This window comes from Streptomyces sp. TRM68367 (assembly GCF_014495685.1).
Lineage (GTDB): Bacteria > Actinomycetota > Actinomycetes > Streptomycetales > Streptomycetaceae > Streptomyces.
This window is the reverse complement of the sequence record NZ_JACTVI010000117.1, coordinates 1-21615: the sequence shown is the minus strand read 5'-3', so window position 1 is coordinate 21615 and position 21615 is coordinate 1. Positions and strand designations below refer to the sequence as shown.

The following is a 21615-nucleotide window of genomic DNA, read 5'->3' as shown; positions in this document are numbered from 1 at the left end:
GCCTCTGCCACTGCCGTTGGCACGCGTACGCCGACACCACACCGTGATCAGAAAGCTCAGCAGCGGCTATCTACAGCTGCCGTAGCTGCCCAAACTCGTCGACAAGTGGTGTCCGTTCCCACCTACGAAGCCACCCCGCGGGTGCCTGAGGCAGGACATGCGTGATCATTGAACTCACCGTGGCGACACGATGCGCCAGGTCGGGGTCTGTACGCTCACCGGTGTAATTGATGATCATGGAAGAGACATCAAGTGACTGACACCGTGACCGAGTCCGTGGCCGCCGATGACCTGGCGGAACCGTCGCTGGAGACCGCGGCGGTCGAGCAGAAGCTCATCGACCAGCTCGTCGAGCAGGCCCGGAGCAAGGGGCTGCAGCTGACCGGCGAGGGAGGGTTGCTGCAGCAGCTGACGGTGAGGGCGGGCTGTTGCAGATGCTGACCAAGCGGGTGCTGGAGTCCGCCCTGGAGGGCGAGATCACCGATCACCTCGGCTACGAGAAGCACGATCCGGCCGGGAAGAACAACGGCAACAGCCGCAACGGCACCCGGGCGAAGACCGTGCTGACCGACGTCGGGCCGGTCGAGGTGAAGGTGCCCCGTGACACCGCCGGCAGCTTCGAGCCGCAGATCGTCAAGAAGCGGCAGCGCCGCCTGACCGGCGTGGACGAGATGGTGCTGTCGCTGTCCGCGAAGGGCCTCACGCACGGCGAGATCTCGGCTCATCTCGCCGAGGTGTACGGCGCCGAGGTGTCCAAGCAGACCATCTCCACCATCACCGACAAGGTGATGGACGGCATGGCCGAATGGCAGAACCGGCCGCTGGACCGCGTCTGTCCGGTCCTGTTCGTCGACGCCATCAACGTCAAGATCAGGGACGGGCAGGTCGCGAACCGTCCGGTCTACGTCGTGATGGCGGTGACCGTGGACGGCACCCGCGACATCCTCGGGATCTGGGCCGGCGACGGCGGCGAGGGCGCGAAGTACTGGCTGCACGTGTTCACCGAGCTGAAGAACCGCGGCCTGGACGATGTGCTGATGCTGGTCTGCGACGGGCTCAAGGGCCTGCCGGAGGCGGTCGAGACCGTCTGGCCTCGCACGATTGTCCAGACGTGTGTGGTTCACCTGCTGCGTAACAGCTTTCGCTACGCGGCCCGCCAGGACTGGGACAAGGTCGCCAAGGCCCTCAAGCCCGTCTACACCGCACCCAGCGAGGACGCGGCGACGGAGCGGTTCCTGGAGTTCCAGGAGTCCTGGGGCGCCAAGTATCCGGCGATCGTGAAGCTGTGGTCGGACGCCTGGGCCGAGTTCGTGCCCTTCCTCTCTTTCGACGTCGAGATCCGCAAGGTCATCTGCTCCACGAACGCGATCGAGAGCGTGAACGCCCGGATACGCAAGGCTGTCCGCGCCCGCGGGCAATTCCCGAACGAGGCCGCGGCTCTCAAGTGCATCTACATGGCGCTGATGAGCCTGGACCCGACGGGGAAGGGCCGCAAACGGTGGACCATGCGCTGGAAGGCACCCCTGAACGCGTTCCAGATCGCCTTCGAGGGCCGCCTGACCCCACGCAACAACTGACCACTCAACAACCAAGATCAGCCGTTAAATTGACACACCCGCTCAGGATGGACGGCGGCCCTCCCGTTGCCTTCGGCACGCCTCAGTCACAAGCCGGGGACTGTGTCGGCGTCGGCTGAATCTGGACCCGCTTTGGTCGGTTGAAATCTGACCCGGGTGTCTTCGGTTTGGTCGTTTCAGTCGTTGTCGGTGGTGGTGGGGACGCGTCCGAGTTCGCGTCCTCGCATGCGGAACGAGTCGCCTTTTAGCCTTTCCGCGGATATCGTTGCGACGCGGGTTCGGGAGTCACCCGCGATTGCCTCGTCGTGATCAATGTCGGTGAGAATCGGTGTCACTCCGGGTGTGGGGCGCGCGGTCCGGGGACCCCTCGGCCGAGCCACGCTGGGACGGGGCCTTGTCCGGGAAGCCGGAGGTCCACCAGGCGCGGGCGCCCGAGGTGACGGCGAAGGCATCGACACCGGGCAGGGATTCGATCCATCTGCGTGCGCTCGGGCCCATGGCGAAGGCAGCCGTTGCGTAGGCGTCGATGTCGGTGAGGTGGCGGCCGACCAGGGTGATCGAGAGCAGTCCGGAGGCCGCCGGGCGACCGGTGTGCGGGTCGAGAATGTGGTCGCCGCGCTCGGCTGTACCGGAGGTCGCGATGGCGAGGTCCCGGCCGGTGACGAGGGTGCAGAGGTCGCGGAGTTGCAGGGGGTTGACGATGCCGACTTGCCATGGCACGCCGGGGGCGCACTCGCCGCGCAGTTGGATATCGCCGCCACCGTTGACACAGGTGTTGCGCGCCCCGGCCCGCTCCAGAATCCCTGATGCGCGTTCGATGGCCCAGCCCTTCACCATGCCGGTGGGGTCGAGGCGACCGCCGGGCGCGCGGCTGAACCAGCCGCCGCTGATGCGCTCGGCGCTCTCGCAGAGCTGCAGCACCTCGGCGACTTCGGGATCGCAGTCGGCGAGGTTCATCTCGCCGCGGACCATGCGGCTGATCTGGCTGTCGGGGCGGTAGGTGGAGAAGACCTCGTCCACCCGGTGCAGCCATGCCACGGCCTGCTCAAGGGCGCGGCGGATGGCGGACGTGGGCGTGTCACGGATGTCGAAGGAGAAGACCGTTCCCATGGCGCGCTCGACATGACGCAGCGGCCGGGGCTTTTCGGATCCCGTGGAAGCCCTGGGCACTTCATACACCTCGCGTATGTCAGGCACCGGCCTTGTCCAGGGCGCTCTGGAGTGACTGCATGTAGCCCTCACTGGTGTAGGAGGCGCCGGAGACAGCCTGGATCTGCGCGCTCTGCGCACCCAGCGCTTCCCGGGTCAGGGTAGGCACGGCGTAGCCGGCGATCGCCTGGCTGCGCGACGCGGCGCTCGGAGTCTGCAGTGCTTTGACGTCGGTCAGTTTGCCGTGGGAGAGGGTGATGGCGACTTGTACCGGGCCGTAGGGCGTCTGCTCGACGGCGCCGGTGTACGTGCCGGTGGCTCCGCCTCCGGTGCCGGCGCTCTTCGACCCGCTGGGGCGGCTGGAGTGGCTCGGCTGGCCGGAGCTTGAGCCCGGCGTCGGCGAGGAGACCGCGCCACCGCCGGAGCCGGCCAGTAGCGGCAGGGCGGTGTGGTGTGGTTTGAGGGACAGCAGCAGGACCAGGCCCGTGACGGTGGAGGTGGTCAGGAGGGCGGCTCGGCGCACTGCCATGAAGCTGCTCCTTTCAAGGTCCTCGAAGGCGGTTCAGAATGCGAATGATTCGTGGTGGATGCGGTGGCGCGGTACCCCGGCCCCGCGCAGGGCGGGTATCGCCGCGGCCGTCATCCCCGGTGGCCCGCACAGGTAGACGTCGCGCTCGGCGATGTCGGGCACGAGGGTGGCCAGCCCACCCGCGGTGAGGGGCGAGGAGTACTGGGCGGGTTCGTCGACCACGTAGTGCACGGTTGCGCCGCGATCGGCCGCTATGGCGTCGAGTTCCTGCCACAGCGCCAGGTCCTCCGGGCGGCGCGCCCGGTAGACCAGGGTGACCTGGCTGGGCAGCGTCTCGAACAGCGCGCGCAGCGGGGTGATGCCGGCGCCGCCGCCCAGCAGCAGGACCTTTCGGGCCGTGCGTCGGGCCGCCGTGAAGGCACCGTAGGGCCCCTCGGCCCACACCCGGGTGCCCGGCCGGAGCCTGGCCAGCGCCTCGCTGTGGCCGCCGACGGCCTTCACGGTGATCCGCAGGTAGGCCGGGTTCGGCGGTGCGGACAGCGAGTACGGGTTCGCCGTCCACCACATCCTGGGGGCGAGGAAACGCCAGCGGAAGAACTGACCGGGCTCGGCACCCAGTTCGTCCAGGTGTCGGCCGCTCATGAAGACCGACACCACGCCGGGCGCCTCGGGCCGCACCTCGGTCACGGTCAGCCGGTGCCGCAGGGCCCGCCGCACCGGGGTGAGGAAGCGGTTCCACACCAGCAGGCCGGCCACGCCGATGTAGAGGGCGTACCAGGCGAGCTGGACGGGCTGGTGGGCGACGAAGTCGGCGCCGTTGGAGAGCTGGTGGAAGAAGGCCAGGAAGATGGCGAGATAGGTGGCGAAGTGCAGGTAGTGCCAGGTCTCGTAGCTCATGCGGCGGCGCGCGGCTCGGGCCGAGATGATGCCGGTGGCGACCAGGAGCAGGAAGCCTGCCGTGGCCTTGAGCATGTCGGGATAGGTGAGGACGAGCGTGGTGGTCTGACTGACGAAGCTTGCGTGGGCGCTCGCCGCGTAGCCGAGGATGATCAGTAGGGTGTGGGCGAGCGTCAGCGAGATGGTGTAGCGGCCGCCCAGCGCGTGCCAGCGGGCCAGGCGGTCCGAGCCGACGGCCCGCTCCAGCAGGGGAAAGCGAGACATCAACGCGAGCAGCACCGCGCAGGCGTAACCGGCCAGCAGGCCGGTGACCCGGCCGGCGTTGGTCAGCCATCCGGCGAAGCCGACCACGGAGGTGGTGTCGATCCACCACAGGGCCACCACCGCTGCGGCTCCTGCATAGACCAGCACTTGGGCCACGACGGTAACGGTGTGGGGGGAGGGCAGGGCGCGCTGAGGGGAGCGCGTCCTGGCATGGCGGCTGTGTGTGGATGTGGTGGCCACGGGGCTCCTCTCGTCGACTCGCGGGGACGTGTGTCGGCGCCCCGACGCCGCGTCGACGTGGTGATGCGTCGTGTGGTGCGTGTGCGTCGGCCACCTTTCCAGCGGAACTTCTGGAAAGCCTCTGAGCGCTCCCCCTCGCTCGCTCATTCAGAGAGAACTCAGAACCTTTTGCCGCTCCCGGCAAGGGTGCTGTCGGGGCTCTCGCCAGTGCCCCCCGGCAGGGGCACAACACTCTCGGACGGCTATATCCGCCCCGGACGCCCCGACGCCCCGGACGCTCCGGGGCGCGAAGGGGCGCCTGCGGAGGCCAGCGGTGGCAGCGGTCGGGAGGCGTTACGCGGAGTAGGAGTCCGCGTCCTTGTGGAGGATCGGGTGCTCGTCGGGTGTCGTTGCGAGCGGTAGCCGCAGAAGAAATGTGGTGCTTCCGGGGCTGCTGGTGACGGTGATCGTGCCGTGGTGTGCGGTGATGACGGCTTCGACGATGGCGAGGCCCAGGCCCGTGCCGCCAGTCCTGCGTGAGCGACCGGGGTCGGCCCGGGTGAAGCGGTGGAAGATCTCCGCCTGGAGGGCTTCGGGAATGCCCGGGCCGTCGTCGGCGACGGCGAGTTCGGCGTGGTCGGGTAGGTGGTGAGGGACAGCGCCACTCGTGTGCCGGGCGGGGTGTGGATGAGTGCGTTGGCGAGCAGTTTGGCCAGGACCTGGTGGAGGCGGTGATCGTCGCCCTGGACGATGACGGGTTCCTCGGGCAGGTCCAGCAGCCAGTGGTGGTCGGTGGACAGGGCGCGGGCGTCGTCCAGTGCGTCGAGGGTCAGGCGGGTGAGGTCTACGGGTTCGCGGGCCAGGGGGCGGCCCGCGTCCAGGCGCGCGAGGAGGAGCAGGTCGTCGACCAGGCCGCTCAACCGCTGTGACGTTGCGGCGATGCGTTCCAGGGAGTGCCGTACCTCCTGGGGCAGGGGGCCGGGGCCGGCCAGGGCGGACAGGCGGACGCTGCGGCCCTTGCCGTCTGGTGGCAGCGTGGCCAGGGCGCGCCTTCGACAGCACCCGGCGCGGGTTGCGCATCAAGAACCGCAGCAGTTCGAACTCGGTGCGGGACAACTCCACGACCCGGCCCGCCCGGGTGACTTCCCGGGCTTCCTCGTCCATCACCAGGTCCCCCACGACGAGCCGCGGCGCGCCCGCCTCGTGCGACAAGCCCGCCCGACGCATGAGTCCCCGCAGCCGGGCCAGCACCTCCTCCAAGCTGAAGGGCTTGGTGACGTAGTCGTCGCCACCGGCGGTGATCCCCGCGATCCGGTCCTCGACAGCGTCACGCGCGGTCAGGAAGAGCACGCACATCTGCGGCAGCCGGCGGCGCAGTGCGTGCAGCACCTGAAGGCCGTCGATATCGGGCAGCATCCAGTCCAGGACGACGGCGTCGGGGCGGAAGCTGTCGGCCGCCTCCAGCGCGGTGGCGCCGTCGTCGGTACCTCCCAGCCCTCGGAGCGCAGCGCCGCGCCCAGAACCTCCGTGAGGTCGGGTTCGTCGTCCACCACCAGGACGCGGACGGCGCCGCCGTCGGGCCTGCGCAGCGGAGGGAGAGAGGTGTGGTTCGGTGTGGTGCCCATGATGCGTCCAGCATCGCGCCTCATCGGCGGTCCCGGGCGCACGGGCGCCTCTGAGATTCTTCTGAACTTCGAAAGAAAGCAGACGCGGACCCCTCGTCTCCAGAACGTACTCAGAGCATGCGGGGCCGCGATTGTTCGAGACTCTGCCGGGTGACCGCGTCCTCCTACGCGGGCCTGCACCCCGCATGACTTGGCCCCGCAGGCTGAACCCGACGCCATCGCCGCCGCCCTGCCCCGTAGACAGCGGCTGCCATGTCATGTCCGCACCACAACCGACGCGGGCTGGCTGTTCCACTGTGGGCGGGTGCAGACGTGGCTGGCGCAACAGTTGCTGACGGTGAATAGGCCACCTCGCAGACATTGTGACTATACGTCCCAATTTGCTCTCAGAAGAATTTGAGAAACAACTGTGCCAGGCTGACGCGTCGATCGGCGGACACGTCCCGGAACCGTGCCGTCCACCCCCATGGCCGCCTCCTGGAGGAGCACCCCGATGAGCCTCGTCAACGGCTTGCCCGCGCACGTGCTGTTCGTCCACTTCGTCGTCGTTCTCATCCCGCTCAGCGCCCTGGTGCTCGTCGTCAGCGCGCTGTGGCCCAGGGCCGCACGGCGGCTGGGTCTGATCCTGCCGGTGCTCGCATTCGTGACCCTGGTGACTGTGCCCCTGACCACGCAGGCCGGCGAGTGGCTGGAGCGGCACGTCGACAGCGATCCGCTGGTGCGCAAGCATGCCGAACTCGGGGACGGGCTGTTGCCGTGGGCCGCGGGCCTGTTCCTGCTGGCGACGGCCGTGTGGTGGACGACCCGCCGGGCGCCCGCGCCGCAGGACTCCACGGACCGGGCCCGCAGCGGCGCGGTCGTGAGGGTCGCGGCGGCCGTGCTGTCCGTCGTGGTGGCCGCCGGCGCCGTCGTCGATGTCTACCGCATCGGCGACTCCGGTGCGAAGGCCGCCTGGCACGACGCCTTCTCCAAGACCGGCACCCGTTAATGCTGTCCGTCGTCGCTCCGAACGCTCCCGTACGCCCGGCCGGTGGGGCCAACTCAGGCCGGAGAAGTGGGGCCACTTCAGCTGGCAACAGCCGGCAAAGGGATACGGGGCGGGACTGCTACGAATCGGTTACGTCCGGACGCAGGCGGGCCTGCGGGCCGCCGTCCATCGACAGTTCGGACGTTGGCTGCTGGACCGTGGCAGGGCGACTCCCATCCGCAGGTCTGCCGTAGAAGGGGGGCGCGCGGCCCGATAGCACCGATACCGCCGGGACACACCGATAATGTGGACCTACGGTGTTTGTGCCCTTGCGGTGTGGGCCCTTCCCAACCGTGCCCTGCGCCCTTCAGCGCAGGGGCTTCGCTGGCTGTTCGCCCGGCGGTGGTCGCGCCGATGTGGTGTCCTGGGCGAGGGTTTGGCCGGGTATTGGGAGGGTCAGCCGGCTCCTGCGAGTTTGAGGAGCAGGTGCAGGTCGTGGGCGGCGGCGAAGGCGCACAGGGCGCTGGAGCCGACGACGACGGCGGCTGCGGCCAGTGGCAGCAGGGGAAGGCTCAGCGGCAGCGAGTACGCCCGGGGTTCGGCCAGGAGGGCAGCGACGCGGCGGGGAACTGGTCCTGCGGTGGCCAGGGGGCTGCGGCGGCGTCCGAGCAGGCCGAGTACGGCGCCGGGCAGGCCCTTGCGGGATGGGGTGTGTGCGGTGGCCAGGGCTGCCTTGCCGATCGCGCGGGCAACCTGGCGGCGGTTGCCGCACGCAGCAGCGGCGCGTTCGTCGGCCCACCGCTCGATGGTGTAGGCAACGGCGGCGGCCACCGGCCGCAGCAGCGGGTGGCATGTGGCGGCCAGCTGGGCGACCGCGACGAAGGCGTAGTGGTGACAGGCCAGGTGAGCCCTCTCGTGGGCGAGCATGGCCTCGCGGTCGGCGTCGTCCAGGGCGTCGAGCATGCCGGTGGAGACCACGATGCGGCCCGGTATGCCGGGCAGCGCGTACGCGTCCGGGGCCGGATTGTCGATGACGACCAGCCGGTCAGGGCCGGGCAGACAGGCGGCCTCCAACGCCGCAGCGGCCAGCGCCCGCACACGGCGCCACAGCATCCCCACCCCCGCCACAACCGCGACAGCCAGCACCAGGCCGGCCACAACCGCCTCCGCGGTGGAGACCGGGTCCCCGGCGCGCACAGTGCCCACCGACCAGCCCCCCACCAGTGCGGCCAGCGGCAGCCGCACCACCCCCGCCACCGCCAGGACGCCCAACGCTGCCCAGCTCAACACGGCCAGGGCCAACGCGCTCCCGGTCAGCAGCCAGGTCGCAAGCCGCGGCTCCAGCCGCTCGGCCAGCGGCCGGGCCCCGACAGCGGCCGCGACGGGAAAGAGCAGCGGCAGGTAGACCGCCAGGTGCCATACCGTCACCCCGCTCACCCCCGCTCGCCCAGATCGCCGAGAAGCTGCCGCAGCAACTCCTCGTCCCCGGCCGGCAGATCTTCCACGAACCGGGCCAGCACCGCCTCACGGTCCGGATCGGACTCCAGCACCTGCCGCATCCGGCGGGCGGTCAGCCCCTGCGCATCGGTCACCGGCGCATACGCGTAGGCGCGGCCCTGCTTGGTCCGGGTCAGCAGTCCCTTGTCGAACATCCGGGACAGCACCGTCACCACGGTGCTGTACGACAGGCCACCATCCAACTGCTCAAGCACCTCGCCCGGGGCCAGCGCCCGCTGCGAGGACTGCAGCAGGGCCAGGACCTCGGCCTCCAGCGCGCCGCCCGGCCTGCGCTCACCCGGAGGCTGTCCGGCGTCCACGAGCCGCACCTCCATCCATCATCTACAGTACTGTAGAACTTCTACGGACCGGTAGAAGTTGGTTCGCTGCCGAGTCTGCCATGCCCTCCAGGTGTGGCGCACCACCGGCATCGCGGCACGGCCCCGACCCGCGCACGCGTTGGCGCTACCCGGTCGACTGCCGGCCCGGGCCTGCTGCTCCTTCGATCTCGGGAGATACCGCATGATGATGCTCCATCCCGCCGTCCAGCTCGCCTTCGATGGCTCCGGCATCGACGGCTCGCTGTTCACCGCCGTCACCGACCTCGCCCGCGACACGAAGTGGCTGAACACTCCGCTCAGCCTGTGGACCAACGCCGGGCTCGGCGTGTTCGCGGTGCTGATGCTGATCGGCTGGTGGAAAGCCCGCCGCCGCGACACCGCCACCATGACCCTCGCCCTGGTCGCCCCCGTCGCCGTCGTGGTCGCCTTCACCGTCGCCGAGGTCGTCAAGAAGGTCGTCGCCGAGGTGCGGCCGTGCTACTCGCTGCCGCACGACTACTTCGTCAGCGCCTGTCCCGCCAGCACCGACTACGCCTTCCCCAGCGGCCACACCACCGTGGCCGCGGCGACCGTCGCCGCACTGTGGCTGCTTCAGAGGCGCCTTGCGGTGATCGCCGCCGCCTTCGCCCTCCTGGAGGGTTTCACCCGCGTTTACCTCGGCGACCACTACCCCCACGACGTTCTCGGCGCCGCCCTGCTGGCCATGCCCGTCGCCTACCTGGCAAGCCGCATCCTGGGCCGCGTCGCCGTCCCGCTCGTGGAGCGCCTGCGCACCGGGCTGCTGCAACCAGTGCTGACCGCCGCGCCTGTGGGTGCTCACGCTGCTCGCTGAATCCGGCACAGGAGGCCCCGCGATGGCACCGCCCCCGCTGCCGGGCGTACTGGCCGACCTCGCCCCCGTCCTCGACCGCTTCGGCTACCTGGCCGTCGCCGCCCTGGTGTTCGTCGAGGACTTCGGTCTGCCCGTTCCCGGCGAGACCGCGATGATTGCCGCCGCCGTCTACGCCGGTGCGGGACGGCTCAACATCGTTGTGGTCGCCGCCATCGCCTTCCTCGCAGCAGTCCTCGGCGACAACGTCGGCTACATTGTCGGCCGCTGCGGCGGCCACCGGCTCATCACCCGCTGGGGCCGCTACGTGCTGCTCACCGAAGAACGCCTCGCCAAGGCCGAGGTGTTCTTCGCCCGCCACGGCGGCAAGATCGTCACCGTCGCCCGGTTCATCGAGGGCCTGCGCCAAGCCAACGGCATCATCGCCGGGCTGGCCGAGATGCCCTGGCGCCGCTTCCTCGCCTTCAACATCCTCGGCGCCGCCCTGTGGGTCGGCGCCTGGGTCAGCCTCGGCGACCTCGCCGGACAGCACCTGAACACCCTCTACCCCGCCATCCAGCGCTACGAGCTGTACCTGCTCGCCGCCGCAGTCGTGCTCGTCGGCGCATTCCTCGCTCGCCGCCTTCCCCGCAACGAGCGCAGCCGTTGACGAATGGCCGCCTTGCCGCCCGTCCATAGCCCGCAGAAGCGGTACCGAAACGGTGATGTCTCTCCCGTTCCGGTGGTCAGGACCTTGATGACCCAGAACCAGGCGGTGACTTCGGGGACCTTGCTTGCCATCGGGCGGAGGGACGAGGGGAGTTGGGGCTGCTGGAGCTGAGTCGTTGTCATGGGAGGGAACGATGGCATGACGGCATTATTTACCCAAGATGTCTTTACTATTCCTTTTATGCCCCTCGCTCGGTGCTTGCCCTTGATCATGCGCCGTGGCTCCGTGTCGGCAGCGGGACGGGTGTGGTGGTGATGGTCATCGGCGTGCCGGAGACGGCGATCAGGTAGAGGTGGGGGTTCTTGCTGCCGGGCAGGGGGTGGAAGCCGCCGGGGGCCCTGAGGGTGTAGCGGGCGTGGGCGTGCGGGGCGAGGACGGACGGGCCGGAACTGGCGGTCCACCAGCCGGACGCTCCTTGGCCGGTGCGGGTGGCGAAGTGCGGGGCGATGGCGGTGCCGGTGGTGTTGACGGCCTCTACGGTGAGGCCGCTGATCCCCGGCCGGGACCGGTCGGCCACGGCCACCTGGTCGATGGTCAGGTGCAGTGGCGGTGGGCTGGCGGCGGCGATGCCGGTGCACAGGACGGCCGGGGCGAGCAGTCCGGCCGTCAGGGCGGTCTTGGCCCTGCGGCTGTTGATCCGGGGCAGCCGGGGCTGCCAGGCGGTGACGAGCGCCGAGGCGGGCACGGTGGCGGCGGCCGCCATCCACAGCGGCGTCATCATCAGGTAGTAGCCGTCCTGGGAGCGGGTGGCGAGGTAGAAGGCGCACCAGGGCAGCACGGTGATGGCGGGGCCGAGGCGGCGGACGAACAGCACGGTCGCGGCGAGCAGTCCGAGCAGGAGCAGGATGCTGGCGTAGGAGTAGTAGTCCAGGTGGCTGCTGCCGTCGGTGAAGTAGTAAGAGATGCCCATGGCGCCCTGCCCGTGCAGGATCGCCTTCTGTGTGAGCGGCAGCAGGCTGCCGGACAGCCAGGCGCCCGGTGTCTGCGCGATGAAATACGTGTTGACCAGCAGCCACGCCAGGGCGGCGGTGCCGGTGTACCGGGCGGCCACGGCCAGGGCCCGGCGGTTCCCGAGTTCACCTCGCCGTACGGCGTACACGCCCACGATCAGGAACGGCAGCAGGAACCAGGCGAGTTGCTGGGCGGCGCAGGCCAGCCCCAGGCACACCGCGCGCAGCACCCCGGCACGGCTCAGCCGTCCGCCCGCGCCGGTACGGTGCCAGCGGACGACGGCCGGGACCAGCAGGGCGAGCGCCGTGATGGCCGGGTAGCCGTCGCGGGCGTAGGACGGCAGGAAGCCGAATCCCAGACACACGGCCGTGACCGACGGCCGCCACGGCGCCGGGACCAGCAGCCACAGCGCGACCGAACCGGCGATCAGCGCCCCGGTCGTCACCAGCGTCGCCGCGGCCGTCGAGTGCAGGACGGCGTGAACGGGAGCGGCTAGCAGCGCCGTCAGCGGCGGATAGCCGTACGTGTAGTCGGCCCCGCCCGACATCGTCTTGGTGATGCCGACGCGCGGCGTCCCGAACAGCCAGGGCCAGGGCTGACCGTAGACCGGGTGCCCGTGCAGGATCTCGCTCGCGGCCTGGGCCGTCAGCACACCCTCGTCGGTGCCCGCGTGGTTCAGCCAGAACCCGCACACGACGAGCGTGACCGCCAGGGCGAGTACGCCCAGGTCCACCCGGGCCAGCGTCCTTCGGCGCCGCACGGCGAGGGCGAGAACCCCGGCGGCGAGGATGCCGGCGTAACAGACGGAGATGACGGCGGCGACGGGCGGCGCGGAGGTCATCGCGGTGGTCCAGGCGGACCGGGTGCCTATGAACAGGCTGATCGTGGCCGTCAGCGTCAGGCCGCGGTGCCACTGCGGCGGCGCGGCGTCCGGCAGGCGGCGAGCGGTCGGCGCGGTCTGCGGTTCCGGCGGCGCCAGTGGCAGCACCGGTGAGCTGCCGCCCGAGCCGGCGCGCGGATAGTCGTCCATGCTGCTTTCCCCTTTTGGTGGAACCCGGCGATTACCTACTACATCTCGTAGAGGAGAGATCGCCGACGGCGGTTCCACCTGACGGAAAGGGCACAGTCCATATGAGCAAGGACACTGGCGAGGCCCGCATCCTCGTCGTCATCCCCACGTACAACGAGGTGGAAAACATCGCCACAGTGACGAGCGGGCTGCGCTCGGCCGTCCCCGACGCACACGTGCTGATCGCCGACGACAACAGCCCGGACGGCACCGGCAAGATCGCCGACGAGATGGCCGAGGGCGACGACCACATCCACGTCCTGCACCGTCCGGGCAAGCAAGGGCTGGGCGCCGCCTACCTGGCGGGCTTCCGCTGGGGCATGGAGCGCGGCTACGACGTGCTGGTCGAGATGGACGCCGACGGCTCCCACCGGCCCGAGGAACTGCCTCGCCTGCTCGCGGCGCTCCACAGGGGCGCCGACCTGGTCCTCGGCTCCCGCTGGGTGCCCGGCGGCCGGGTGGTCGACTGGCCTGTCTCCCGCCAGTGGCTCTCACGCGGCGGCAGTGCCTACTCCCGCCTTCTGCTGCGGGTGCCGGTCCGCGACGTGACCGGAGGCTTCCGGGCGTTCCGGCTGCGCACCCTGGAGGGGATCGGTCTGGACGACGTCGAGTCCCAGGGCTACTGCTTCCAGGTCGACCTGCTCCGCCGCACTGTGGAACGCGGCTTCCGGGTCGCCGAGGTGCCGATCACCTTCGTCGAACGGCGGTACGGGGCCAGCAAGATGAACCGCGCCATCGTCACCGAGGCCCTGTGGCGCGTCACCGTCTGGGGACTCCGCCCCCGGCTGCGGTCGTTCGCGCGCCTGCGGCGAGCCGGGTGAACGCGGTGCCGGGCGAGCGGAGACCCCCTGGGTAAAGATCACGTACGCGAGGCAACCCCGTACGGATCATTCCACTCGTACTCCACAAAAGGGGATGGTGTCGGAGGGCTGTCCGTTGTCTGGCCGGGCCTGGACGGGGCGCGCAGTGGATATGGCGTTGGGAGAGGCGGTTGCGCTCGGCCGCTTGGACGGTCCGCGCTTGGCGAGGCGGCAGCCCCTGCCCCGGGTGCGGGCGGCCTTGCGGGATGCGGCGCCCGCTCTGTGGGGGTATGCCGCCGCGCGGGCTGTGGGTGTGGCCGTGCTCATGTACTGGGCCCAGCGGCGCGGTCATCCGTTGCTGTCCAGGCTGTCAACGCTCTGGGACGCGCGCTGGAACACGCATATCGCTGTCCACGGCTACGACCGCTTAGTTAGAGCTCGCGCAGATAGGCGGCGTGGGGAGTCCCGGGAGCAAGGTGGCACAGGTCCCGGTGATCATGGAGTTGCCGCCGGCCGGCAAGTCATGGCCGTCAGTCCGCCGCCTTGGGCCGCCAGTCGGAGGCCCACGCATCGAGCTGGGCGAGACATTCGAGAAGGGTCCTGCCCTGTCCGGTGAGCAGGTAGCCCTCGCCGGCGTGCTCGACGAGGTCGGCCTGTCCAAGCTCGCGAAGCCTGTCTGCCAGGACGCTTGATGAGACGCCGTCGCATCGTCGCTGGAGCTGGCGGAAGGTCGGCGGAGATGAGTCGTCCCGTAGCTCCCATAGGACTCGCAGCGCCCAGCGTCGGCCCAAGAGGTCCAGGAGCGCCATGATCGGGCGCCCCGTGTGCGAGCCGCGGACCCGTCGGCCTGGGAGTGGTGTTGGTCGTGTCATCTGCTTCCCTTTCCGAAGCGGCAATGTTAACTTGCCGCCGTGCCTCTGAAATCAAAGCAACCGCGCATCAAGCCGCTCTCGCCGCCCTACGACGAGGCGGCCAGCGAGGCCCTTGAGGTCCTCGGGCATTCACCCATCCAGCTGTTTCGGGTGTGGGCCCGCCGGCCCGAGCTCGCCCGCTCCATCGCGGGCTGGGGAAGCTACTACTTTTCCCGGCGCTCCGCTCTCACTCTGCGCCAGCGCGAGCTGGTCATCGACCGGACCACCGCGCTGTGTGGCGCCGACTACGAGTGGGCCGTGCACGTCGCGGGCTTCGCCGAGAAGGCGGGATTCGACGCCGCGCAGCTCGCGTCCCTCGCGGCTGGAAGGCCGGCGGACGACTGCTGGGACGCCGCTGATCGTGCCGTGCTTGAAGCGATCGACGAGCTCCAAGCGACCTTTGATCTCTCCGACGACACCTGGGCCAACCTGGTCGCTGTCGCTGATGACGATGCCGCACTCGAGCTGGTCTTGATCTGCGGTTGGTACCACGCAGTCTCCTTCGCCGTCAGGGCGCTCCGTCTGCCCCTTGAACCCGGCACCGAGCCGATCGCCGCGCACTGATCGCCGGGATCGCGGTCCTCCAGACGGCCTCGGATGCTGCACAGCGCGTCCGCGATCCCCCTCGGGGCGGCCCTCAAAGGCCAGTGAGGGGGCCGGGCGCCTTCAGCTCCTCGCCCGCCGGCACGGCGAGTATCACGAGCCACCGCCGCAAGCTGCCGTGCGTCCCCGCCGACTGCGGTCCACGATGACTTGATCATGTATCGAACAAGATCAGTAAGAGCTCGCGCCGGCGCAGGGAGCCCTCGGGGCAAGGTGGGCACAGGTCCCGTTGAGCTCGTGCTCGACCAGATCGCCGTCGACGCGTCCATCACCAAAGCCCCCGGCGGCGGCGAGGTCGCTGGCCGCTCACCGGTCGACCGCGGCAAACAGGGCCTGAAACGCTCGGGCATGACGGATGGCTACGGAATCCCGCTCGGCAGGGTCCTTGCCGGAGTGAACCACCGCGACTCCTCGCTGCTCGCCCCGACCCTGGACGTGCTGGACGACCTCGGGCCGCTGCCCCACAACATCACCGTCCACCTAGACGCCGGCTACGACTCGAACAAGACCCGCGCCGAGCTCACCACCCGCCACCTGCACGGCCGCATCGCGCACGGGCGAGAAGGCGCCGATCCGGCCGGCGAGCGGTGGCACATCGAGTGCACCCACGCCTGGCAGAACGCCTTCCACCGGCTCGCCCGCTGCCACGAACGGCGCGCCACCGTCATCAACGCCTTCTTCGACCTCGCCGACACGATCACCACCGTCCGTAGCCTGATCCGCCGGGCCTGGACCACTCACCGCTGGGACAACCGCCCAAGCCGACGCTCATGAGCGCCCGCCTATCTGCGCAAGCTCTTACTACGCATCATGCTGCTCTTGTCACCGCCTGGATGGCGTCGGCGATGGCGGCGTGGGGCGTCTTCGTCGTGGCCTCCTGGCGCTATGGCCGTCGGGTGGGGATTCTCGCCACGCTGCAGTGGGCGTGCTGCCACAGGCGGTGGTGGAGAGCCTGGCGTACACGGAGTCGCCGTTCACAGCGCTGGCCGCGTGGTCGCTGTACGCGGTGCTGACCCGCCGGTGGGGTGTGGGCGGGGGTGTTGTGTGCCCTGGCCGGGCTGACCCGGCCGAGCGGGGCGGCGGTGGTCGCGGTGGCGGCGGTCGCGGAGCTGCTGCGGCTACGCCGGCTGGGGGAGTTGCGAGGCATGGCCTGGCGGCCTGCCTTGGTGCGCTGATCGGCGCGTGCGGGTTTTTCGGGTTCATTGGGTGGGTCGACGTACGGCTCGGCCGCCGGGACGGGTATCTGGCCGTCCAGCTCTGTGGAGCTCCGACTTCGACTGTGGGCGATCCACGGCACACCAGGTGGCCGTGCTCTTGTTGCGCGCCCATCCGGTGCCGTTGGGTGTGATCGTCGTGGCGCTGATACTGGGTGCGGCGGTGGTGCTGTTCGCCCTGTCGGTGGTGCACCGCCAGCCGTTGCCGCTGATCGTCTACAGCGCGATGCTCATCGTCATCGCCTTGGGGCGACTCGGCGTTCTTCAGTTCCCGCTCCCGCTTCCTGCTCCCCGCGTTCCCGCTGGTGCTGCCCCTGGCGACGGGCCTGGCCCGGGTACGCTCCCGGGCCGGCCGGGACGTTCTGCTGGGTTCGGCGACCGCCTTTTTCAGCGGTCTACGGGGCCTTTCTGGTCTACGTCTACAACAAAGCCCTGTGACAAGCGCTCCAGCTCCGGTGCATGGTCGTCGTCGCCGTGGGTGCTGTCACCGCTCGCTCGTGGCCGTGACGCGGGTCGGCCTGGGGCGAGGCATTCGGGGGCCGGGCCCGGTCGGGCGGCGGGTGCCACGCGGTTTCCGTTGCGGCCACCACAGGACGTATGCGGCCGACCCGACACCGAAGGCGAGGCGGATGAGTCCTCGTGCGGCGTCCGACGGGACCAGCAGGGCGCTGCCGTACAGCGAGACCAGAGCGATCCAGCTCACCCAGGGCACCAGCCGGCGCTGGCCGATGACGTCCCACAGCAGGGTGCCGAGCAACACGGAGGCGTTGTAGTACGTGTAGACGCTCGGGTCGAGCAGGATGCGGGCGTCGGCGGCGAGGAGCACCACCGCGGGCCAGCGGTGCCTGCGCACGGCCAGGGCGCCGAGGCCCGCGCCCAGGGCCATCTGCACGGGCCGGTCCCACCAGGGGGTCGTGGGGTCGTTCACGCCGAACCAGCGCAGCGAGGACGCCGGCTGGTTGGGAATGGTGAAGTGGGCGGCCGCCAGCGTGTCCCCATGGGTCAGGTAGAACGGCAGCCAGGCGGCGGCCACTAGGCCTACCACCCAGCCGCACGCGCGCAGCGCCGCGGGGCGGGGCAGGACCATCACGAGCGGCAGGAAGCCCACCGCCCAGGGCTTGGAGTCGACGGCCAGCGCCATGCAGACACCCACGGCGGTCGCGTTGCCGCGGACGAGCGCCCGTACGGCCAGAGTGGTGAAGAACAGCGCGAGGACGTCGTCGAGGTGGGCGAAGCGGACCGAGACCTCGACCCACATGGGGATGAACGCGGCCCCGGCCGTCAGTACCCGTTGCTGCAGGCGCCGGTGGTTCATCCCGGTACCTGCGTAGTGGTCGGCGGCGCTGCGGCCGACCAGGACCAGCATGTACAGCCCCAGGCCCGACATGAACGCCTCGGCCAGGTTCTCGCCGAGGCCGGTGGGAAAGGGCGCGAACACCGCCGCCACCAGAAAGCTGACCGGGCCGATCTGCAGTTCCGGATGGTTGGCGTACAGCGCCAGGCCGCCGCCGGGGATGTGGCCGAACAACAGCTCCTGGCCGGTCGCGAGATAGTGCCAGGACACGGCGCCGTGGCGCTCGGCCGCACAGAACCAGATGACCGTCCAGGCAGTCAGAAGCGCGTGGTGCCACCGCACAGGCAGGCGGCCGATCCGGCCCAACCCCGCCTCCTGGCCGGGCCCAGGCCCCGCCGTGTCCCCGTCGCGCACGCCTGTCCTCCGATGTGCGAATTCGTCGGCGCCGAGATGACCAAGACTCTCCGCGACTCCACCAGGCTCTGGAACTGGCGACTGGGAGCCAGCGTAGAACGCACCTGAACTGCCTTACGGGCGGGGGCGGGAGGTGCGGAACGGGATGTCACTAGGGCGCAGAGCCACGCGCTGGCGAGCACGGCGCTCGATGTGGGCATGGTGGCACGGCGTACCTGAACGCAACCTGACCATCGAGTCCTCGGCCGATGGAAACTGCAACGCCGTACGTGTGCCGCTGCTTGCTCATTCCCGGCCTGGTCTTTCTGGCCGCCGTCGCCGCGGACGTCCTCGCGCGCGGCATCCGGTGGCAGCGGACGGACGTTGACAGGCGTCGTCGGGTCAGTCCTGCTCGGCGGGGCGGCTGTCGGCTGTCTGGCCGGCGTGTGGCTCAGATGGCTGCTGCCCAGGCAGGGTGTGGCGCCCCTGCTCGCGTGCTTCGAGCCGGTCACGGTCGCAGCGGACGCCGGGCCCGTGTCCGAGCGGCAGATGGTCGGCTGACGCCGCCTCGGTCCGCGGGGCGTTCGTCGTCGCACAGGCCGCACGCTGGGCGCTGTCGAGCAGTTGCTCGCTGTCGGAGGCGGCGTTGGCCAGGCTCGCGCAGCAGAGCGCGAGCAGGAGTGCGCCCGCGACGAAGGGCAGTGCCCGGTGCCGTGGCGGCGGTGCGAGCAGGGCCCGTACCCGCTGCGGCACCTCGCCACCGGTCGCCGCCAGCGCGGCGCCGCGGGACGAGTCGGCGGCGGAGGCGAGGGCGGCCCGGGCCACCGCGCGCGCGACCACCGTACGGTCGCCGACACGTGCCGCGGCATCCTCGTCGGCCCAGCGCTCCAGGACGAATCCCCCCGCGCGCGCCAGTGGGCGCAGCAGGGGGCTCACGGCTGCCGCGAGCCGCCAGACGGTCTGGAAGACGTGGTGCCCGCCATGCAGGTGGGCCCTCTCGTGGGCCAGGAGGGCCTCGCGTTCGCCATCGGCCAGGCAGCGCAGCATGCCCCGGGACACCACGATCCGCCCTGGCGCACCGGGCAGCGCGAAGGCCAGCGGCGACTCGTCGTCTATGACGGCCAGTTCCGTCTCGCCGGGCAGCCGCGCGCACTCCCGCCGGGACCGGACGACGTGGCGGGCCTGGCGCACTGCGGCGACACCCAGGGCCACGCAAGCGGTGACCAGGGCGAAGGCGCTGCCCACCGCGACGACGAGGTGCACCGGGTCCTCGGCGCGTAGGGCCGACACCGACCACCGGCCCTCCTCGGCGACCTCGGGTATCTGTGCGAAGGCGGTGAATGCCAGCAGGGCCAGCGACCCCAGCCAGCCGACCGCCGTCACCAGCGCGGTGCAGGCCAGGGCCCAGGCGGCCGGGCGCGGTGCCAGCCGTCGCGCCGGCCGGGGCGCGAGCGCCGCCAGCAGGGCGGTGACCAAAAAGGGAACGTACACGTCGATCCGCACCGGCTCACGGCCCCTCGGCCGCACGGTCATCATGCGCGTGCCCGGCCAGCAGCCGGTGCAGCACCTGTTCGTCCTGCTCTGACAGTTCCGAGACGAACCGGGCCAGCACCGCCTCCCGGTCGGAGCCGTGCTCCAGCAGCGTGCGCATCTGCCCGGCGGTGTGGGACGCCTCGTCCCGGGCCGGTTCGTAGGCGTAACCGCGCCCCTCGCGGTGCCGGACGAGCATGCCCTTGTCATACAGCCGCGACAGGATGGTCAGCACGGTCGTGTACGCCAGGTCCCCCGGCAGCCGCTCCATGACCTGCCTCGCCGTCAGCGGACCGTCGGCCGCCCAGAGCGCCGCGAGCACGCTGTTCTCCAACTCCCCGCGCCCCCGCCTGGATGACTCCCCGGATTCGTCGTGCTTCCCGTCGCGCACCGTCATGCTCCTCCTCGGTTCCGCCACTCAGGCTACCGCTGAGCTACTACCGCATGTAGGAAGTATGCGGGTCGGGGCGAGCGATCTACTACAAGATGTAGAGTTGCATTTGCTCCAGCCACGCAAGCAGGAAGCATGCCCATGTCGCACCTCGGCAGTACGGCGGACAGGGATGCGGCAGCGGCGATCGCCGTCCCGTCCCTCGACGAGGGAAGAGCAGCGCCTTCGGGCCGCGTCGCGGTCGCGGTGGTTGACCTGCGATTGCGGCCCTGCGACGCGCGGCAGCGGCCCGACGCACGGGTCGGGTTCGGGTTCCAACGCGTCGCTCAGCAGCGGCAGGTCACTGCCACGACCGCGAGCGCGCGCAAAGCGTTCGGCCGCTTCCCCTCACAACCCTTCACCGAAGACCCGCAGTTCGGCCAGGCGAGCCTCATGGCGGCCCAGAGCAGAGGCCCGGCCGCGCAGAGGCCGGTGACGGTCCCGCTACGCGCGGCGGCAGCCGCGACGGCGTACCGGCTGCCTCCAGGCGGAGGTATGCAGTGGTCGGCTGGGGCGGTGTGATGGTGGCCAAAACCTTGAACGTCCCGCTCGTCGGCGCGGAACGCCACGGCCCGCCCCCACGTGCCCCCGCAGCGCCCCACCGACGCGGTCTGGGTGACCCTTCCGCTGTTGATCCTGCTGGTGGCCGTACGACGGTGGCGGCGTTTCCGGCTGCTGCTCACCCTGGTGGCGGGGCTGGCCGCCGGAGCGGCCGAGTGGGTGATCGAGGCGTACGTCAGCTACGGCGGCCTGATGCAGCGCCTCCGACGCCTCCCGGACCGAGGGCGGCTTGGGCTGGAGCATCGCCGTCGGCGACCAGCTGCGCAGCCTGGGCGGGCGCACCCTGTGCCGTCCGTGCACCGGGGCGGCGCCGCCCGTGGAGGTGACGCTGTGGTGGTTTGTCCTGCCCCTTCTCGTCGTCCTCGCGGCGGTGCTCGCGGTCCGGGCCCGGCGCTCGGCGCGCACCCTGGTGCCGCTCGCCTGCGCCACGACGGCCGCCGTTCCGTACCTGTTCCTGCTCGGCTACGCGGCCCCACGCTTCCTGCTCCCGGCCTACGCGCTCCTTGCGATTCCGGCCGCCGAGGCGCTGTTCCGGGTGGTCACCGTGGGGAGCGGGGCTTGGCGGCCCGTGGCCGCCACCGCTGGTAGCGGCGGGCCTGGCCAGACACCTGGCCGTCCAGTACGTGGTGCTGGAGCACACTGTGCAGCGCACCACTGCCGCCCACCGTTGAGTGGGCGCGTACGGCAGCCGAGCTGCACCAGCTGGGGATACGGCCGCCGTGCCTGCTGACCGGGGACAACGCCATCCCGATCGCCTTCTACGCGCGCTGCTCCTCCGTACAGACCCAAGGGAACAACGCCAACACCACACTCGGTTTCCGTGCAGAAGCCGTCAAGGATTGTCCCTGTCGACCCTCGCGTCGTGGCCAACCCGAAGCAGGCCAGCAACCTGATCGGCGCTGTCTCGTACGTGGGCGGATATCACCGAGCCAGGGGCAGGCGACTGGTGGGCATGTTCGCCGGCATGTACTACGTCGGGATGCGTCCGGCGGAGACCGTCGGGGTCGCGACCCAGGACTGCTACCTCCCCGAGGAGGGGTGGGGGCTGGCGAATCTCCATCGGACCAGGCCGACCGCGGGGAAGAAGTGGACCAAGACGGGCGAGGTGCACGACGACCGCGGGCTGAAGAACCGCGATGGGTGCGGCTCTGTTTGAGGGACGGTGATCATCGCTGCCAGTTGAGGTGATCGGTTCATCCCGTTTGTCCGGGCCAGTGCCGGGTGGGATCTTCGCGTGTCGCTGCGGCTGCGCCGGG

Annotated in this window: 18 protein-coding genes and 5 pseudogenes; 11 read left to right on the top strand and 12 right to left on the bottom strand. The window is 70.4% G+C overall.

The genetic code is table 11. The annotated features are described in order from the left end of the window. Positions 1-276: 276 nt before the first annotated feature. Positions 277-1577, top strand: a pseudogene (locus tag H8R17_RS39640) (IS256 family transposase). A 309-nt stretch (positions 1578-1886) separates the two neighbouring features. On the opposite strand, the gene H8R17_RS39635 reads toward H8R17_RS39640, so the two are convergent. From H8R17_RS39635 to H8R17_RS49595, 4 genes are all read right to left on the bottom strand, one after another. Continuing rightward, positions 1887-2687: an FAD:protein FMN transferase gene (locus H8R17_RS39635; protein ID WP_187828044.1), complete on the bottom strand. Its 801-nt coding sequence runs from the start codon at positions 2685-2687 to the stop codon at positions 1887-1889. Between the two features lie 79 nt (positions 2688-2766). Continuing rightward, complete coding sequence (locus H8R17_RS39630; RefSeq protein ID WP_187828041.1) at positions 2767-3255, bottom strand: FMN-binding protein; 489 nt, start codon at positions 3253-3255, stop codon at positions 2767-2769. A 33-nt stretch (positions 3256-3288) separates the two neighbouring features. Beyond that, complete coding sequence (locus tag H8R17_RS39625) at positions 3289-4656, bottom strand: ferric reductase-like transmembrane domain-containing protein (protein ID WP_187828040.1); 1368 nt, start codon at positions 4654-4656, stop codon at positions 3289-3291. Positions 4657-4989: 333 nt separating this feature from the next. Next, positions 4990-5235: an ATP-binding protein gene (locus H8R17_RS49595; protein ID WP_399477897.1), complete on the bottom strand. Its 246-nt coding sequence runs from the start codon at positions 5233-5235 to the stop codon at positions 4990-4992. A gap of 83 nt (positions 5236-5318) precedes the next feature. On the opposite strand from H8R17_RS49595, the gene H8R17_RS49590 reads away from it, so the two are divergent. Then, a complete protein-coding gene (locus H8R17_RS49590; RefSeq protein WP_399477899.1) occupies positions 5319-5564 on the top strand; it encodes a hypothetical protein in 246 nt (81 codons plus the stop codon). Positions 5565-5679: 115 nt separating this feature from the next. Here the strand turns inward: H8R17_RS49590 and H8R17_RS39615 are convergent. Next, positions 5680-6260: pseudogene (locus H8R17_RS39615) on the bottom strand (response regulator transcription factor); the annotation flags it as partial. A 493-nt stretch (positions 6261-6753) separates the two neighbouring features. Between H8R17_RS39615 and H8R17_RS39610 the strand changes: the two are divergent. Then, positions 6754-7248 carry a DUF2231 domain-containing protein gene (locus H8R17_RS39610; protein WP_187828039.1) on the top strand — a complete coding sequence of 165 codons (495 nt, stop codon included), beginning with the start codon at positions 6754-6756 and terminating at the stop codon, positions 7246-7248. Positions 7249-7683: 435 nt separating this feature from the next. Here the strand turns inward: H8R17_RS39610 and H8R17_RS39605 are convergent, their stop codons facing one another. Together H8R17_RS39605 and H8R17_RS39600 are read right to left on the bottom strand one after the other, a co-directional pair. After that, a complete protein-coding gene (locus tag H8R17_RS39605) occupies positions 7684-8655 on the bottom strand; it encodes a M56 family metallopeptidase (protein ID WP_316959676.1) in 972 nt (323 codons plus the stop codon). A 5-nt stretch (positions 8656-8660) separates the two neighbouring features. Next, positions 8661-9059: a BlaI/MecI/CopY family transcriptional regulator gene (locus tag H8R17_RS39600; RefSeq protein ID WP_187828038.1), complete on the bottom strand. Its 399-nt coding sequence runs from the start codon at positions 9057-9059 to the stop codon at positions 8661-8663. A gap of 187 nt (positions 9060-9246) precedes the next feature. On the opposite strand from H8R17_RS39600, the gene H8R17_RS39595 reads away from it, so the two are divergent. Both H8R17_RS39595 and H8R17_RS39590 read left to right on the top strand, forming a co-directional pair. Then, positions 9247-9897 (top strand): phosphatase PAP2 family protein, encoded by a 651-nt coding sequence (locus tag H8R17_RS39595; protein WP_187828037.1) that lies wholly within the window; start codon positions 9247-9249, stop codon positions 9895-9897. A gap of 22 nt (positions 9898-9919) precedes the next feature. Then, a complete protein-coding gene (locus H8R17_RS39590; protein ID WP_187828036.1) occupies positions 9920-10543 on the top strand; it encodes a DedA family protein in 624 nt (207 codons plus the stop codon). 268 nt (positions 10544-10811) lie between these two features. Here the strand turns inward: H8R17_RS39590 and H8R17_RS39585 are convergent, their stop codons facing one another. Beyond that, positions 10812-12584: a hypothetical protein gene (locus tag H8R17_RS39585; protein WP_262505871.1), complete on the bottom strand. Its 1773-nt coding sequence runs from the start codon at positions 12582-12584 to the stop codon at positions 10812-10814. A gap of 101 nt (positions 12585-12685) precedes the next feature. Between H8R17_RS39585 and H8R17_RS39580 the strand changes: the two genes are divergently transcribed. Then, complete coding sequence (locus tag H8R17_RS39580) at positions 12686-13444, top strand: polyprenol monophosphomannose synthase (RefSeq protein ID WP_187828035.1); 759 nt, start codon at positions 12686-12688, stop codon at positions 13442-13444. Positions 13445-13953: 509 nt separating this feature from the next. Here H8R17_RS39580 and H8R17_RS39575 read toward each other — a convergent pair. Continuing rightward, positions 13954-14232, bottom strand: a complete 279-nt coding sequence (locus H8R17_RS39575) for a helix-turn-helix domain-containing protein (RefSeq protein WP_223126008.1) — start codon at positions 14230-14232, stop codon at positions 13954-13956. A gap of 102 nt (positions 14233-14334) precedes the next feature. On the opposite strand from H8R17_RS39575, the gene H8R17_RS39570 reads away from it, so the two are divergent. Together H8R17_RS39570 and H8R17_RS39565 are read left to right on the top strand one after the other, a co-directional pair. After that, entirely contained in the window at positions 14335-14898 is a 564-nt protein-coding gene (locus tag H8R17_RS39570) for a carboxymuconolactone decarboxylase family protein (RefSeq protein ID WP_187828033.1), read from the top strand. 267 nt (positions 14899-15165) lie between these two features. Next, positions 15166-15711, top strand: a pseudogene (locus tag H8R17_RS39565) (transposase); the annotation flags it as partial. Positions 15712-16635: 924 nt separating this feature from the next. On the opposite strand, the gene H8R17_RS39560 reads toward H8R17_RS39565, so the two are convergent. The 3 genes from H8R17_RS39560 to H8R17_RS39550 all read right to left on the bottom strand — a co-directional run bounded on the left by H8R17_RS39560 (position 16636) and on the right by H8R17_RS39550 (position 19765). Continuing rightward, a complete protein-coding gene (locus tag H8R17_RS39560) occupies positions 16636-17859 on the bottom strand; it encodes a hypothetical protein (protein WP_316959675.1) in 1224 nt (407 codons plus the stop codon). 381 nt (positions 17860-18240) lie between these two features. Continuing rightward, positions 18241-19341 (bottom strand): M48 family metalloprotease, encoded by a 1101-nt coding sequence (locus H8R17_RS39555; protein WP_187828032.1) that lies wholly within the window; start codon positions 19339-19341, stop codon positions 18241-18243. Between the two features lie 4 nt (positions 19342-19345). After that, complete coding sequence (locus tag H8R17_RS39550) at positions 19346-19765, bottom strand: BlaI/MecI/CopY family transcriptional regulator (RefSeq protein ID WP_187828031.1); 420 nt, start codon at positions 19763-19765, stop codon at positions 19346-19348. A 129-nt stretch (positions 19766-19894) separates the two neighbouring features. Here H8R17_RS39550 and H8R17_RS39545 point away from each other — a divergent pair, with 129 nt between their 5' ends. The 3 genes and pseudogenes from H8R17_RS39545 to H8R17_RS39535 all read left to right on the top strand — a co-directional run. Continuing rightward, positions 19895-20320, top strand: a complete 426-nt coding sequence (locus H8R17_RS39545; RefSeq protein WP_187828030.1) for a hypothetical protein — start codon at positions 19895-19897, stop codon at positions 20318-20320. A 72-nt stretch (positions 20321-20392) separates the two neighbouring features. Continuing rightward, a pseudogene (locus H8R17_RS39540) lies at positions 20393-21175 on the top strand (hypothetical protein); the annotation flags it as partial. A 28-nt stretch (positions 21176-21203) separates the two neighbouring features. Further along, positions 21204-21494 (top strand): annotated as a pseudogene (locus H8R17_RS39535) (site-specific integrase); the annotation flags it as partial. Positions 21495-21615 lie beyond the last annotated feature (121 nt).